Here is a 14,536-nt window from a genome sequence, read left to right as displayed (position 1 = left end):
CCGCCGAGCGGCTTGCAAACCAACAGGCGCAGGCATAGGTTCTCGCAAACTCTGACAGGCGGGGGCGGCCCCCCCAAGTTTAATCCAAAAGGACACGTCACATGGCTGGCATTGAGCAATTTATTCCGCTGATTCTGATTTTCGGCATCATGTATTTCCTGCTGATCCGTCCCCAGCAAAAGAAGCTCAAGCAGCATCAGGCGATGGTCGCGGCGTTGCGCCGGGGCGATCAGGTCGTGACCCAGGGCGGCGTTGTCGGCAAGGTCGTCAAAGTGAAAGACGACGGTGAAGTCGAAGTCGAAATCGCGGACGGCGTGAAAATCCGCGTCATCCAGAACACCATCGCAACCGTCATCAACAAGACCGAACCGGCCAACTAGGCCCCGGGTTCGCCCTTACGACACCAAGCGACAAGAAGGCGGCGCCATGCTTCAGATCGACCTGTGGAAACGCATCGCCATTTGGCTGACCTGTGCGGTCGGGCTGTGGCTGGCGATGCCGAACCTTTTTTACGGCCCCGTCGAGAGCCACAACGACGCCGTAAAGGAAATCGAACTGTCCGGCGCGACGCCTGCGCTCGAGGCGCAGCGCGATCTGTGGCCCGAATGGTTGCCCAGCGGTCTGGTGAATCTCGGTCTTGATCTGCGGGGCGGCGCGCATCTGCTGGCCGAGGTCCGCGTCGAGGATGTCTATACGGCCCGCATGCAGGCGATGTGGCCCGAAGTGCGCAACGCGCTGCGGTCGCTCACGCCGGTGCAGCGCCAATCGCTGGAAGGCGGCGAGCTGCGGGTCCGTTTGCAAGACCCCGCCGCCATGCCAGAGGCCCTGCGCATCGTGCGCGAGATGGCCCAACCCGTTCAGACGCTGACTGGCGCAGGCGCCAACGACATCGACGTCTCGGCAGAGGGCAACATCCTTATCGTTGCCCTGTCGGACGCCGAAAAAGTCGCAACCGACGAGCGTACGATGCAGCAGTCGCTGGAGATTATCCGGCGCCGCATCGACGAGGTTGGCACCCGCGAGCCAACAATCCAGCGGCAGGGTTCGGAGCGCATCCTTATTCAGGTGCCGGGCATCGGATCTGCAGCGGAGCTGAAGGAAATCATCGGCACCACCGCGCAGCTGACCTTCAATCCGGTCGTGCGCCGCACCACAGACGGCGCGGCAAATCCTGGCATCGGCAACGTCGCACTCCCGTCCCTTGACGAGGAGGGCGTGTTCTACGTGATCGAAGACAGCCCCGTCGTCACTGGCGAGGAGCTTGTCGACGCGCAGCCCAGCTTTGACCAGAACGGCGGCCCGGCGGTCAATTTCCGGTTCAACAGTTCCGGCGCACGCAAGTTTGGCGACTACACGGCCGAGAACATCGGCTCCCCCTTCGCGATCGTGCTGGACGACGAAGTTGTCAGCGCCCCCACCATCCAGAGCCATATTCCCGGGGGATCGGGCATCATCACTGGCCGCTTCTCGGTCGAGGAATCGACCCGCCTTGCGGTGCTGCTGCGCGCGGGTGCCCTGCCGGCACAGCTAGATTTCCTCGAAGAACGTACGATCGGCCCCGAACTGGGACAGGACAGCATCGACGCGGGCAAGGTGGCGACCATTGTCGCCTTCACGGCGGTGCTGTTTTTCATGTTCGCCAGCTACGGATTGTTCGGCCTGTTTGCCAATATCGCATTGATCATCAATGTGGGGCTGCTTTTCGGTCTGCTCAGCCTGATCGGGGCGACCCTGACGCTGCCGGGCATTGCGGGCATCGTTCTGACGGTCGGTATGGCGGTGGACGCCAACGTGCTTATCTTTGAACGCATCCGCGAAGAGATGCGCTCTGCGAAGGGGCCCGCACGGGCGATTTCGCTCGGCTACGAAAAGGCACTCAGCGCCATTCTGGATGCCAACATCACCACCTTCATCACAGCAGTGATCCTGTTCGTCATGGGGTCCGGTCCGGTGCGTGGCTTTGCCATTACGCTGGGTCTGGGCATTCTGACGTCCGTGTTTACCGCCATTTTTGTCACCCGTCTGATGGTCGTGATCTGGTTTGAACGCCGCCGTCCCAAAACGATTGAGCTTTGATATGCGCCTGAGACTTGTCAAACAGAACACGTCGTTCGATTTCTTCAGCCGCTGGAAGATGTGGCTGGGGATTTCGCTGGTCATGATGTTGGTGGCGGCGGCGTCATTCGCCTATCAGGGTCTTAATTTCGGCATCGATTTCCGGGGTGGCACAACCGTGCGCACCGAAAGCCCGATGCCCGTCGATGTTGCTGTCTACCGCGATGCGATTGCGCCGCTCGAACTGGGTGATATTTCGATCACCGAAGTCTTCGATCCCAATTTCCGCGCGGACCAGAATGTCGCGATGATCCGGATTCAAGCGCAGGAGGATCAGGAAGCGGTGAACAACGAAACCATCGCTGCGGTCGAGAGCGCCCTGAAAACCGTGCGGCCGGATATCAAGTTTATTTCGGTGGAATCGGTTGGCCCCAAAGTCTCGGGCGAGCTGATCAACACCGCGATCCTCGCCGTTGCTTTGGCAATCGGGGCCGTGCTTGTCTATATCTGGTTGCGGTTCGAATGGCAGTTCGCAGCCGGTGCCGTGCTGGCGCTTGTGCATGACGTGGTGCTGACGATCGGTGTCTTTTCCGAACTGCAAATCCGTTTCGATCTGGCGATCATCGCCGCGCTTCTGACCATCGTTGGCTATTCGCTGAACGATACGGTTGTTGTCTTTGACCGTGTGCGCGAAAACCTTCGCAAATACAAAAAGCGGCCCCTCAAAGAGGTGCTGAACATGTCGATCAATGAAACCCTCAGCCGCACGTTCATGACCTCCGTGACCACCTTGCTGGCGCTTATCGCCCTGTTTGTCTTGGGCGGTGATGTGATCCGCGGCTTTGTCTTTGCGATGATCTGGGGCGTGATCGTCGGGACGTATTCGTCGATCTTCGTGGCGTCGGCGATCCTGCTTTACTTTGGCGTCAAGCGGGACTGGTCCAAGCCGGACCCCAACAACACCGGAAACCAATACGCCAACATCGATGCCTGAATTTTTGGGACAAGCTCTGGCAACGCCGGGGCTTGTCTGGTTGGTGGGCGCGGTTTTTGTCGCCGGTCTGGTGCGGGGCTTCGCGGGCTTTGGATCGGCGATGATCATCATGCCGGTTGCCAGCTCCGTCCTATCGCCGGTCGAAGCGGTCATTTTCCTCGTCGCAGCAGAATTGATCGGGCCCTTGCCAAACGCGCCCGCGGCGTGGCGTGAGGGCGCGCCGCGTGACGTGGGCCGCCTGATGATCGGGGCGGTAATCGCGCTGCCTTTCGGGGTGTGGGCGCTCAGCGTGATGGATCCGACGGCATTCGGCTGGGTGGTCTCGCTCATTGTGGGGCTGCTCCTGGGGCTGATGATCACCGGTTGGCGGCTGCAACGGCCGCTGACCCATCCGATGACCGTGGGGGCCGGTGCGTTGGGTGGCTTCATGACCGGATTTTCCGGTATCCCCGGACCGCCTGTCATCATGCTCTATATGGCCAGCCGTCTGCCGATCGCGGTGATCCGCGCCAACTTTCTTCTGTATTTGCTTGCGATTGACCTGCTGTTGTTCCCGTACCTCTGGGCCATCGGGCTGATGAATTGGCCGATCGCATTTCTCGGGCTCTTGGTCGGGGTGCCCAATGTGATCGCGAACATGATCGGTGCGCGGCTTTTTGACCCGCAGGCGGAGCGACTTTTCCGAGCTGTGGCCTACCTTGTCATCGCGGCATCGGCTATGATCGGGCTGCCGATTTGGAAAGGATAACCCATGCGCCTCAATGAGATCGTGTTCAATGATGCCCAACCCGTGGAAAGCTACGGGCCGGGGTTCTTCCGTATCGGCGGTGAGCGTATTGACGGGCCGGTCATCGCGGCCCCCTCGGGGACGCGGACGTGGGGCGGTTTTGAGGATGTGCAGCCGCTGCTTGATCTGGCGGCGGACGTCGATGTGATCTTTGTGGGCACCGGTGCGGACATCGCCCACCTGCCGCAAACCCTGCGCGATCAGTTGGACGCCGCCGGAGTGGGGGTAGAGGCGATGTCCTCGCCGTCCGCCAGCCGGACCTACAATGTGCTGCTGAGCGAAGGCCGCCGCATTGCGCTGGCGATGCTGCCGGTCTGATCCACACATGACACTGCGCCTGACAAATGTAGCTGTGGCACGCGGCGGCGTGCCGGTGCTGGCGGGCGTCACCTTTGATGTGGCTGCGGGATCGGCTCTTGTGCTGCGCGGGCCGAACGGGTCCGGCAAAACGACGCTGCTGCGTACGATCGCGGGCCTCCAACCGGTCCTTTCGGGACAGATCGAGGGGGCTGAAGACCGCGTCGCCTACGCTGGTCACGCCGACGGGCTCAAGGCGATGCTGACCGTGGCGGAAAACCTGAAGTTCTGGGCGCGAATCTACGGTCAAAGCACAATCACGCCGGCGCTCGAGACATTCGCGCTGACCGCGCTTTGCGACAGGTTGGCAGGCACGTTGTCGGCGGGACAAAAACGGCGCGCGGGTCTGGCGCGCCTGATGGTTACGGGGCGGCCCCTTTGGTTGCTCGACGAGCCGACGGTATCGCTGGACGCGGATGCGGTGCGCCTCTTTGCGCGCGCCGTGCAGACCCATCTGGCGGCGGGTGGATCGGCAATCCTCGCCACGCATATCGATCTGGGCCTTGAGGCAGACACATTCGACGTCAGCGCATTGCGTGCGGCACGCGGCAGCCTGCACGGTGCAAGTGACGAGGCATTCCTGTGAGCGCGCTGCTGCTGCGCGATCTGAAGCTGGCGTTCCGGGCAGGGGGCGGCTTTGGCCTCGCACTGGCGTTTTTCCTGATCGTGACCGTGCTGGTCCCATTCAGCGTTGGCCCGCAATCGGCGCTGTTGGCCACCATTGCGCCGGGGGTGCTGTGGCTGGGGGCGTTGCTGGCGTGCCTGCTGTCGCTCGACCGGCTGCTGGCGCTCGATTTCGAGGACGGATCGCTTGACGTATTGGCGACATCGGCACTTCCCCTCGAGGCCGCGCTGGCGATCAAGGGGCTTGCCCATTGGCTGACGACCGGTCTGCCGCTGGTTCTGGTCGCGCCTGCGCTTGGCGTCCTGTTGAATATGCCGGCACAGGGGTATCTGTGGCTTGTAGTGTCTTTGGTCTTGGGAACGCCGGCGCTGTCGATGATCGGCACGTTCGGCGCGGCCCTTACCGTCGGGATCAAGCGGGGAGGGCTTTTGCTGTCGCTGCTGGTGCTGCCGCTCTACGTCCCCACGCTGATCTTCGGGGCCGAAGCCGCGCGGCGGGGCGCCACCGGAATGGCGGTCGAGACGCCGTTGGTATTGCTGGCAGGAATCTCGCTTGGATGCTGCGCGCTCCTGCCTTTTGCCGCCGCCGCCGCACTGCGGATGACACTGCGATGAATTGCCCATTGAGCCACACCGAACGGAGCGTTAGATAACCACCATGTCAGTCTGGGAATACGCCAATCCGGTAAAGTTTCTGGCGCTAAGCGCCAAGGTGCAGCCCTTTGCCTGGGGGCTTGCGGCCGTTGCGATTTGCGTCGGGCTGATCTGGGGCTTTTTCGGCACGCCTGACGATTTCCGGCAGGGATCGACGGTCAAGATCATCTATCTGCACGTGCCCGCCGCATGGATCGCCATCAACGCATGGATCATGATGTTGCTGACCTCGCTCATTTGGCTGATACGGCGCCACCATGTCAGCGCGCTGGCGGCCAGGGCGGCGGCACCGGTCGGGCTGGTCATGACGGTGATCGGTCTTTTGACTGGCGCGATCTGGGGCCAGCCGATGTGGGGCACGTGGTGGGCGTGGGATCCGCGACTGACGTCGTTTCTGATCCTGTTTCTGTTCTATCTTGGCTATATCGCCCTGTGGGAAGCCATTGAGGACCCCGATACCGCCGCAGACCTGACAAGTGTGTTGTGCCTCGTGGGGTCGGTATTTGCATTGATGTCCCGCTATGCGGTGTTCTTCTGGAACCAGGGTCTGCACCAGGGCGCGAGCCTCAGTCTTGACAAGGAAGAGAACATCTCGGATGTGTTCTGGCTGCCGCTGGTCATTTCCATCGGCGGATTTACCCTGCTGTTTCTGGCGCTTGTGCTCTACCGCACGGGGACAGAAATCTCGCTGCGCCGGGCAGGGGCACTGCGCAAACGGATGGAGAACGCATGATCCCCGATCTTGGAAAATATGCCGTCGAGGTGCTGAGCGCCTACGGTATCTCTTTGCTGCTGCTGGCGGTTCTTCTGGGTGCGACGCTGCGTCGGGGCCGCCGGGCGCGGGCCGCCTTGCGCGAGATCGAAAAGGAGCGCGGCACACATGGCTAGGATCAGCCCCCTGATGCTCGCCCCGCCGCTGATCTTCGCGGGGTTCGTCGCGTTGGCGGCCGTCGGCATGTTCCGCGACGATCCCGATGCCTTGCCCTCGACGCTGGTGGGCCAGCCCGCCCCCGGCGTGCCCGAAAAGGCGCTCGAGGGTTTTGCCCAAGCGACCCCTGAGATGTTGTCCGATGGCCGTGTCACGCTCGTGAATTTCTGGGCCAGCTGGTGTCCGCCCTGCCGCGCGGAGCATCCCAAGCTCTTGGAAATGCAGGCGGACGGCATCGACATCATCGGCATCAACTTCAAGGATCAGGCGAGCACGGCCACCAAATACCTGATCGACGACGAAAATCCGTTTGTCGGCGTTGGTTTTGATCCGCAGGGGCGAACGGCAATCGACTGGGGCGTCACCGCGCCGCCGGAAACCTTTATCGTCGACGGAGACGGCACCGTGCTGTACCGCTTTGCCGGACCGCTGATTGGCAGCGATTTCGAGCAACGTTTCCTGCCGGAACTCGAAAAGGCCATGCGCTAGATTAAAGCCGGTATCCACCCGAGACCGTGATGATTTCGCCCGTGATGAACCGTGCCGCATCGGAGGCGAGAAACCTGACGACCGGTGCGATATCTTCCGGTGTACCCACGCGGCCCAACGCAGTCAGATCGGCAAATGCCTTGACCATCTCTGGCGGGCGGGGCGTTTCGCTACGCTCTATCGCGCCGGGGGCCACAGCGTTTACCCTGATGCCCTGCGCCCCTAATTCGCGGGCCATGCCCCGTGTCCACGTGTTGAGTGCGGCCTTGCTGGCCGAATAGCTGGACGCGCCGAGCGCGGGCAGGACCGCGTTCACCGACGAGATGCTGATCACGCAGGCACCCGGCTTCAGATGTGCAAGCGCCGCGTTCAACAGCGCCATTGGCGCGGCCACATTGACCGCATGATTAAGCGCGACATTCCCGCTGTCGAGCTCCAGTGAACCGGCATTGTTGACGATGATATCCAGCCGACCGTGCCGGGCGATGATCTCGTCTATGATGCGGGTGGCGCTGGCAGGATCGGCCAGATCGGCATGGATGGCCTGAATGCCGGGGTGGGCGGCCTGCAAGGCAGTGGGCGGCGTCGCATTATAGGTCACTGCAAGCTGGTGATCGGGAGCCAGATTGTCGGCGATGGCGCGCCCGATGCCGCGGGCCGCTCCGGTGACAAGTGCTACGGGTTTCATGGGCCTATCCTCTGCTGTCGCCCGCAGCAGCCTAACGAAAAAGGCCCCCGCTGCAATGCGCAGCGAGGGCCTTTGATTGTGGTGTTTGCGGCCGGTTTATTCGGCAGCGACGCTTTCATTCGCAAGGTTGCGCAGCACGTAGTGCAGAACGCCGCCGTGCTCGATGTATTCGATCTCGATCGCGGTATCGATACGGCACTTGAGCGTGATTTCCTTGACCGTGCCATCGGCCATGGTAATCGTGCAAGGCACTTCCTGAAGCGGCTTGATCGTGTCGAGACCCGAAATGCTCACGGTTTCTTCACCTGTCAGGCCCAGCGATTTGCGGGTGTCTCCGTTCGTGAACTCGAACGGAATGACGCCCATGCCGACGAGGTTGGACCGGTGGATCCGCTCGAAGTTCTCCGCGATCACCGCCTTGACGCCCAGAAGCGCCGTGCCTTTGGCTGCCCAGTCACGCGACGAGCCTGCGCCGTATTGCTCACCACCGAAGATGACCAGCGGCGTGCCGTTTTCCTGATGCTTCATCGCGGCATCGAAAATCGACATCTGCTCCCCATCGGGGCCCTTGGTATAGCCGCCTTCGACGCCGTCGAGCATTTCGTTCTTGATGCGGATGTTGGCAAACGTGCCGCGCATCATGACTTCGTGGTTGCCACGGCGCGAGCCATAGGAGTTGAACTCACGCACCGGCACCTGACGTTCCACCAGATACTGTCCGGCGGGCGTGGTTTCCTTGAACGAACCCGCAGGGGAGATGTGGTCGGTCGTGATCATGTCACCCAGCACCGCAAGAACCTTCGCATCATCAATGTTGGTGATGGTGCCCGGTTCGGGCGACATGCCCTGGAAGTAGGGCGGGTTCTGGACGTAGGTCGATTGCACGGGCCAGTCGTAGGTCTTGGCATCGGTGGTTTCAACGTCCTGCCATTTATCGTCGCCCTTGAACACATCGGCGTATTTCGACTGGAAGCTTTCGCGTGTGACCGTCTGTTCGACCAGTTCGGCAACTTCCTTGGAGGACGGCCAGATGTCCTTGAGGTAAACGTCGTTGCCATCCTTGTCCTGACCCAGCGGGCTGTTGGCCAGATCGACGTTCATATCGCCAACCAGCGCATAGGCCACGACCAGCGGCGGCGAGGCGAGGTAGTTGGCCCGCACATCGGGGCTGATCCGGCCTTCGAAGTTGCGGTTGCCCGACAGGACCGAGGTCCCGATCAGATCGTAGTCGTTGATGGCCTTGCTGATCGGCGCTTCGAGCGGGCCGGAGTTGCCGATGCAGGTTGTGCAGCCGTAGCCGACGAGGTTGAAGCCGATCGCGTCGAGGTCTTCCTGCAGACCGGCGGCCTCCAGATAGGCGGAAACGACCTGGCTACCGGGGGCCAGCGATGTCTTGACCCATGGTTTGCGGTCAAGACCCAGCGCACGCGCCTTGCGCGCCACCAGACCCGCACCGATCATGACATAGGGGTTTGATGTGTTCGTACACGAGGTGATCGACGCGATCACGATTGACCCGTCGTGCAGCTGGTAGTTGCCGTCTTCGGTGGCGACGTAGCCGCGGTTGTGGTGGCCTTCATCACCGGGAATATCCTGTGGCTCGGGCTGACCGCCTTCGCCTTCCCATGTGATTTCCTGCGCTGTCGACGCATCTTTGCCGGACCGCACACCCTTGACGTATTCGGCGAAAGCAGTGTGCGCCTGCGTCAGTGCAATGTAATCCTGCGGACGCTTGGGGCCGGAAATGGCAGGAACGATTGTTCCCATGTCGAGGCTGAGCGTGTCGGTATAGACCGGCGCATAGTCCGCGTCGCGCCAGAAACCGTTGTCCTTGGCATAGGCCTCGACCAGCGCGATGCGCGCCTCGTCACGGCCCGTGGTGCGCAGATAGCGCAGTGTTTCATCGTCAATCGGGAAGAAGCCGCAGGTCGCGCCATATTCGGGCGCCATGTTGGCGATGGTTGCACGGTCCGCCAGCGGCAGGGTGTCGAGCCCTTTGCCGTAGAACTCCACGAATTTGCCGACCACGCCCTTTTCGCGCAGCATTTCGACAACTTTCAGCACCAGGTCGGTGCCGGTTGTGCCTTCCATCATCTGGCCCGTCAGCTCAAAGCCGACGACTTCGGGGATCAGCATCGAAATCGGCTGGCCCAGCATCGCGGCCTCGGCCTCGATCCCGCCCACACCCCAGCCCAGAACGGCCATGCCGTTGACCATGGTGGTGTGGCTGTCTGTCCCGACCAGCGTGTCGGGATAGGCGACTTCCTCGCCGTTCTGGTCGGTATCGGTCCAGACGGTCTGCGCCAGATATTCGAGGTTCACCTGGTGGCAAATGCCGGTGCCGGGGGGCACGACGCGGAAGTTGTTGAATGCCTTCTGGCCCCACTTGAGGAAGGTATAGCGCTCGATGTTGCGCTCGTATTCGCGGTCCACGTTCATCTGGAACGCACGCGGGTTGCCGAATTCATCAATCATGACCGAGTGGTCGATGACAAGGTCAACGGGGTTGAGCGGGTTGATCTTGTCCGCGTCACCGCCGAGTGCGACCAGACCGTCACGCATCGCGGCAAGGTCGACCACGGCAGGCACGCCGGTGAAATCCTGCATCAGCACGCGGGCGGGGCGGTAGGCGATTTCGCGCGGGTTCTTGCCGCCCTTTTCGGCCCATTCGGCGAATGCCTTGATGTCATCGACGGTCACGGTCTTGCCATCTTCGAAACGCAGCATGTTTTCCAGCACCACCTTCAGCGCGGCGGGCAGCTTGGAAAAGTCGCCCAAACCCGCTTCCTGGGCGGCGGGAATGGAATAGTAGGCAACCGACTGGTCGCCCGCTGTGAGCGTCTTGCGGGTTTTGGCAGTGTCCTGACCGACGATGATTGTCATGCTGGATCTCCGTTAAGGGAAAGGGATATGGGCGGGATTTGACGCCTAGATGACTGATCGTGACAGAATTTTCAAGGTCATTCGGCAAAATTGTATACCATTGTATGCCGATTTTCCCGCAATTCCGCCACACACGCCAACTACACGTACAGTCTCGAAACGTTGATTGGATATTGCTGTGCTGCGGGGATACATGTCGGTCATGAAAAATACATCCGAACGGAATCGCATGTCTCGTCTATCATACCCCATTGCCGCTTGCGCTTTTGCGGCGTCGACCCTGCTGGCGGGCGCGCTCGCGGCTGAGCAACGTCCTGTGGTGGTGGAACTCTATACATCGCAGGGATGCTCGAGCTGTCCCCCAGCGGACGAGATTTTCAGCGAGCTGTCGAGCAATGATGACGTCATCGCGATCGCGCTGCATGTCGATTATTGGGACTATATCGGATGGAAGGATGAATTCGGCGATCCTGCGCATGCGGAGCGGCAACGTGCTTATGCAAATGTCGCGGGCCGGCGGTCCATTTATACGCCCGAAATGGTCGTGAACGGCGAAACCGACATCGTGGGTTCGAAACCGATGGCGCTGGCCAAGGCGATCAATGACCATGCACAAAAGGCGCCGCAGGTTGATCTCGATCTGACGCGGGCGGGCGATACCTTGCGCATCGAGGCGCAGCCGCTTGCCGAAGATCTTGGGCCTATGGACGTACATGTATTGCGGGTGATCCCAAGCGCCGAGACCGAAATCACGCGCGGCGAAAATCGCGGACATACGATTACTTACACCAACATCGCACACGGCTGGCAACAGGCGGGCACATGGGACGGGGCAGGGCCGCTCGAGCTGAGCGCCGAGATTGCGGGTGATGATCCGGCGGTGGTGCTGGTGCAGGCGCAGGGCGCCGGACCGATCATCGCCGCCGCTCGGATCGACTGATCACTTCTGGGGCCGCCAGCGGCGGTGCACCCAGAACCATTGTTCGGGATCATCGTTGACGCGAGCCGCAAGGCTGTCGCTGAGGGCCTGTGTCATGGTTTCCGCATCACTGGGTGGAATCGGGGCTTCCAGCACTGTTTCAAAGGACAGGCCATCGGCCTGCCGGATGCCGTAAAACGGAATGAGCGGCGCATCGTAGCGAAGGGCAAGCTCGGCCGCTGACAGGGCGGTATGGGCGGGCTGGCCCAGAAAGTCGAACGTGGGCGCACGAAAAACGTGTTGATCGAAAAGCAAAACCAGCTGCCCGCCGTCTTTCAGGTGACGCACAAAACCCGCGGTGCCCTTGCGCCCCTGCGGGAAAACCGGCCCGCCGAATGCTTCCATCGTCTTGACGTAATGGGCATTGAAATAGGGGTTTTTCATGTTGCGGTAGAGCCCGCCGATATTGAACCCCCGCGCCACAAGGGCCGCGCGTGTCGCTTCGTAATTGCCGAAATGTCCCGTGGCGAGCACGACGGCGCGGCCGTCTGAGGCGGCTTTCTCGAGGACCGCCATGCCCGGACCGCCGGGTGTGTTTTTCGCCATCCGGTCGGGGAAATCATCGGCCGAGTAGTTTTCGATAAACGTGCGGCCCACGTTGTTGAGACAGCGCTGCGCGATCTGCTGGCGGCGTGCAAGCGGCAGATCGGGGCGGATCATGGCGAGATTGTCGAGGGCCCGTTTGCGGTATCCGGCCAGCGGCCCCACCGCGTGTTGCACAATCCAACCCATGGCCCGCACGCGCGTGGCATAGGGCAAGAGCAACGCGCCCTTGATAAGCCCGACAATGACCGCGTTGGTCAGGTAGTGGCCGATGCGGCGCTGCGTCAGCCCGGTAGGTTCTTCTTTGGCCATGGTGCTCTTGCGTTAGTGTTGCGCTGTCAGACTTAACGGCGCGCAGCCTCCGCAACAAGGGCGCAGGCGGCTGCACGCAGCGTCTTGCGTCGGACACCAAGGCAATACCGCGGGGGTGCTAGCCGTCCTCTTCTTGCTCCAGCTCGATCATCGTCAGGTCGCCATTGCGCTCCATTTCGCGGATGACATTGATGATGGTGCTCATCGCTTCCTCGCAGTCTGCGGGTTTGACCTTGCCACCCTCTGCGATGTCCTCGCGCAGTTGGTCGGCCATCCTGCTCGACATGTTGTCGAGGATATGATCGCGTGCATCCGCAAACCCCGCGGCCTCAGCACCGGCCATCGCGGTCAGCAGCACCGCAGGATCGACTTCGCGCAGGACGCGGGGAATGTCGCGGGTTTCGATCCGTTCGGGGATATTGCCAAATGTGAAAATCGCCCGCCGCACTGCTGTGGCAAACGTGCCGTCGGTTTCCTCCAGCCCCTCCATCACGCCGTCGCGCGTGGGGGAGTTCGCATTGTTAAGAATGGCACCCAGCCGTTGTGCCGCTTCTGTCTCGAAGGCGGGCACGGGGCGGGCATCAAGCTGGGACACGAGCGACAGCCCGATCTGTTCGACCGCTTCGGGCGTTACCTTGTTCGTCAGCTGCACGGCGTAGGTGATGCGCCGGGCGGCGGGGCCGGGCAATTTGGCAAGTATGCCCGCGGCCAGTGACACATCCAGCTTTGACAAGACAACCGCCGCGACCTCGGTGCTTTCTGCCTCCAGCATCGGGGCGAGCGTTTCGGCGTCCTGTCCGGCGAGCCGTTTCCAAGGGTCGCCGGCCGCGCGCACGCCCGCTTCCTTGCGCAAGCGGGCGGCGGTTTCACGGCTGATGCGGCCTTCCAGCGCGTCCAGCGCACCGGCGATCCCGCCCGGAAACGACAGGCCGATCTGGTCGAGCTCGTTTGCAAATTCGGTAATGACATGGGCCAGCGTGCGCCGATCGACCAAGCGCATCGCGCCCATCTGCTGGGTCAGGTCAGCCTGCAACTCCGATGGCAGATCCTCGAGCGGAATATCGGCCCCTTCGTTCAACAACAGGCGCACGACAATGGCGGCTTTGGCCTTGCGGCTGATGTTGGGCGGTGGACCCAGATCAAGCGTCAGATCGTCGTCCGGCACCGGATGCGGCAGACCAGCCTCGTTTGCCGGTAGAAGTTGTCCGATCTGTTGCATCCTGCCCGCCCCGTTGTGCCAACCATTCGCGGGCAGCTTTGCCACAGCGGAGTTAAGATCGGGTTTCTGACGGATACGGCGCCCGAGAAAAATGCCCCGCACTTGCGTGCGGGGCATCCGTCAAAAATCTTGCCGGACCGGTCAGTAGTTAAAGGTGCGGCCCGATGCGATTGCAGTGCGCAGGGAGGCTTCGGCCCAGGTTCCCTTGCCGCCGTATTCGCGGATGGCCCGCAGCTGTTCGAGGGCCGCCGACACATGCCCGTCGGCCACCATGCCCTGACCCATATAGGACCGCGCGAGGATGTTGCCGGGGTTCCGCGCGAGTGCTGCGCTGTAGTAGGTCATGGCGGTGTCGATGTTGCCCATCTTGCGATGGGTAAAGCCCAGATAGGTCAGGGTGCGGTCGTCGTCTTGCGGCATATCGGCAAGCAGGTCCTGCGCTTCGCGGTAGCGTTCCTGATAGGCGAGCGTGCGGACAGCGGCATAAAGGCTGTCGGTGTCCATGTTGTGGTGACTTGTCTCGACGCATTTCTTGGCGCCTTCGTCGTACACTTCGCCAGTGCTGCAATGCACCGTTTTGGGCGGATTCGAATCGTCGCTGCCGGCGGCCAGCAGACCGCTGGGCAGGGCGAGGGACAGGGCAGTGGCGAGCAATAGACGCATTGGGGTCTCCGGTGTGTGGATGCGGCTGTAATGTGTCGTTCAAATTATGTGCAGCGATCTGGAAGGAAAGGAAATTCCCGGTCGCGCGCGATCACATTTTGTTTGGGGTACGCAGAAGCGCGCCGCCAGAGCGCGCTCCGTGCTGGTTGTTGCGTGCGGATATCAAGCGGATGCTTTGACGCAAGTCCCTGTTTCGCTGTCATAAATGCTGCCTTCGGCGCAGGACATCGCCTGTTTGCCATAGCTGCATCCGGCAGCGGCGGCGAGCGAGGGCAGGGCGGTGAGAAGGACGGCGGCGAGGGTGATCTTCAGTTTCATGTGACTTACTCCTAATGACGTGGCGTAAGGTTAGCCTGAAAGC

The 14,536-nt window shown here is 61.7% G+C and carries 17 protein-coding genes; 11 read left to right on the top strand and 6 right to left on the bottom strand.

What is annotated here, in order from left to right:
• The first annotated feature begins 101 nt into the window (after positions 1-101).
• The 10 genes from yajC to K3756_RS11465 are packed head-to-tail and all read left to right on the top strand — an operon-like array spanning position 102 to position 6,888.
• The gene (gene yajC / locus K3756_RS11510; protein WP_259987513.1) at positions 102-380 is read left to right on the top strand and encodes a preprotein translocase subunit YajC; all 279 of its coding nucleotides are present in this window, start codon (positions 102-104) and stop codon (positions 378-380) included.
• A 46-nt stretch (positions 381-426) separates the two neighbouring features.
• On the top strand, positions 427-2,076 hold the full coding sequence (gene secD, locus K3756_RS11505; RefSeq protein ID WP_259987511.1) for a protein translocase subunit SecD: 1,650 nt from the start codon (positions 427-429) through the stop codon (positions 2,074-2,076).
• A gap of 1 nt (position 2,077) precedes the next feature.
• On the top strand, positions 2,078-3,049 hold the full coding sequence (gene secF, locus K3756_RS11500; protein WP_259987509.1) for a protein translocase subunit SecF: 972 nt from the start codon (positions 2,078-2,080) through the stop codon (positions 3,047-3,049).
• The gene (locus K3756_RS11495) at positions 3,042-3,797 is read left to right on the top strand and encodes a sulfite exporter TauE/SafE family protein (RefSeq protein WP_259987506.1); all 756 of its coding nucleotides are present in this window, start codon (positions 3,042-3,044) and stop codon (positions 3,795-3,797) included. Before secF ends, K3756_RS11495 begins: the two co-directional genes overlap by 8 nt.
• A gap of 3 nt (positions 3,798-3,800) precedes the next feature.
• Entirely contained in the window at positions 3,801-4,154 is a 354-nt protein-coding gene (locus K3756_RS11490) for an Mth938-like domain-containing protein (RefSeq protein WP_259987504.1), read from the top strand.
• 7 nt (positions 4,155-4,161) lie between these two features.
• A complete protein-coding gene (gene ccmA / locus K3756_RS11485) occupies positions 4,162-4,779 on the top strand; it encodes a heme ABC exporter ATP-binding protein CcmA (protein ID WP_259987502.1) in 618 nt (205 codons plus the stop codon).
• A complete protein-coding gene (gene ccmB, locus K3756_RS11480; RefSeq protein WP_259987500.1) occupies positions 4,776-5,432 on the top strand; it encodes a heme exporter protein CcmB in 657 nt (218 codons plus the stop codon). The genes ccmA and ccmB overlap by 4 nt, the downstream gene beginning before the upstream one ends.
• A gap of 43 nt (positions 5,433-5,475) precedes the next feature.
• A complete protein-coding gene (locus K3756_RS11475; RefSeq protein WP_259987498.1) occupies positions 5,476-6,204 on the top strand; it encodes a heme ABC transporter permease in 729 nt (242 codons plus the stop codon).
• On the top strand, positions 6,201-6,359 hold the full coding sequence (gene ccmD / locus K3756_RS11470) for a heme exporter protein CcmD (protein ID WP_259987496.1): 159 nt from the start codon (positions 6,201-6,203) through the stop codon (positions 6,357-6,359). The genes K3756_RS11475 and ccmD overlap by 4 nt, the downstream gene beginning before the upstream one ends.
• Complete coding sequence (locus K3756_RS11465) at positions 6,352-6,888, top strand: DsbE family thiol:disulfide interchange protein (protein WP_259987495.1); 537 nt, start codon at positions 6,352-6,354, stop codon at positions 6,886-6,888. The genes ccmD and K3756_RS11465 overlap by 8 nt, the downstream gene beginning before the upstream one ends.
• A 1-nt stretch (position 6,889) precedes the next feature.
• Here the strand turns inward: K3756_RS11465 and K3756_RS11460 are convergent, their stop codons facing one another.
• The gene (locus K3756_RS11460; protein WP_259987493.1) at positions 6,890-7,576 is read right to left on the bottom strand and encodes an SDR family NAD(P)-dependent oxidoreductase; all 687 of its coding nucleotides are present in this window, start codon (positions 7,574-7,576) and stop codon (positions 6,890-6,892) included.
• 96 nt (positions 7,577-7,672) lie between these two features.
• Complete coding sequence (acnA, locus tag K3756_RS11455) at positions 7,673-10,459, bottom strand: aconitate hydratase AcnA (protein WP_259987491.1); 2,787 nt, start codon at positions 10,457-10,459, stop codon at positions 7,673-7,675.
• A gap of 229 nt (positions 10,460-10,688) precedes the next feature.
• Here acnA and K3756_RS11450 point away from each other — a divergent pair, with 229 nt between their 5' ends.
• The gene (locus K3756_RS11450; RefSeq protein ID WP_259987489.1) at positions 10,689-11,399 is read left to right on the top strand and encodes a thioredoxin family protein; all 711 of its coding nucleotides are present in this window, start codon (positions 10,689-10,691) and stop codon (positions 11,397-11,399) included.
• Here K3756_RS11450 and K3756_RS11445 read toward each other — a convergent pair whose 3' ends face one another.
• The 4 genes from K3756_RS11445 to K3756_RS11430 all read right to left on the bottom strand — a co-directional run bounded on the left by K3756_RS11445 (position 11,400) and on the right by K3756_RS11430 (position 14,493).
• Positions 11,400-12,293: a lysophospholipid acyltransferase family protein gene (locus K3756_RS11445; RefSeq protein WP_259987488.1), complete on the bottom strand. Its 894-nt coding sequence runs from the start codon at positions 12,291-12,293 to the stop codon at positions 11,400-11,402. It lies immediately after the preceding gene.
• Between the two features lie 118 nt (positions 12,294-12,411).
• Positions 12,412-13,629, bottom strand: coding sequence for a flagellar motor switch protein FliG (locus K3756_RS11440; RefSeq protein ID WP_259987487.1), 1,218 nt, complete (start codon positions 13,627-13,629; stop codon positions 12,412-12,414).
• Positions 13,630-13,653: 24 nt separating this feature from the next.
• Positions 13,654-14,175 carry a hypothetical protein gene (locus tag K3756_RS11435; RefSeq protein WP_259987486.1) on the bottom strand — a complete coding sequence of 174 codons (522 nt, stop codon included), beginning with the start codon at positions 14,173-14,175 and terminating at the stop codon, positions 13,654-13,656.
• Between the two features lie 162 nt (positions 14,176-14,337).
• A complete protein-coding gene (locus tag K3756_RS11430; protein WP_259987485.1) occupies positions 14,338-14,493 on the bottom strand; it encodes a hypothetical protein in 156 nt (51 codons plus the stop codon).
• Between the last annotated feature and the right edge of the window lie 43 nt (positions 14,494-14,536).

Origin of the sequence: Sulfitobacter sp. S190, from assembly GCF_025141935.1 — a bacterium.
In the GTDB taxonomy this organism is placed as follows: Bacteria; Pseudomonadota; Alphaproteobacteria; order Rhodobacterales; family Rhodobacteraceae; genus Sulfitobacter.
This window is presented reverse-complemented; position numbering and strand designations above follow the sequence as displayed.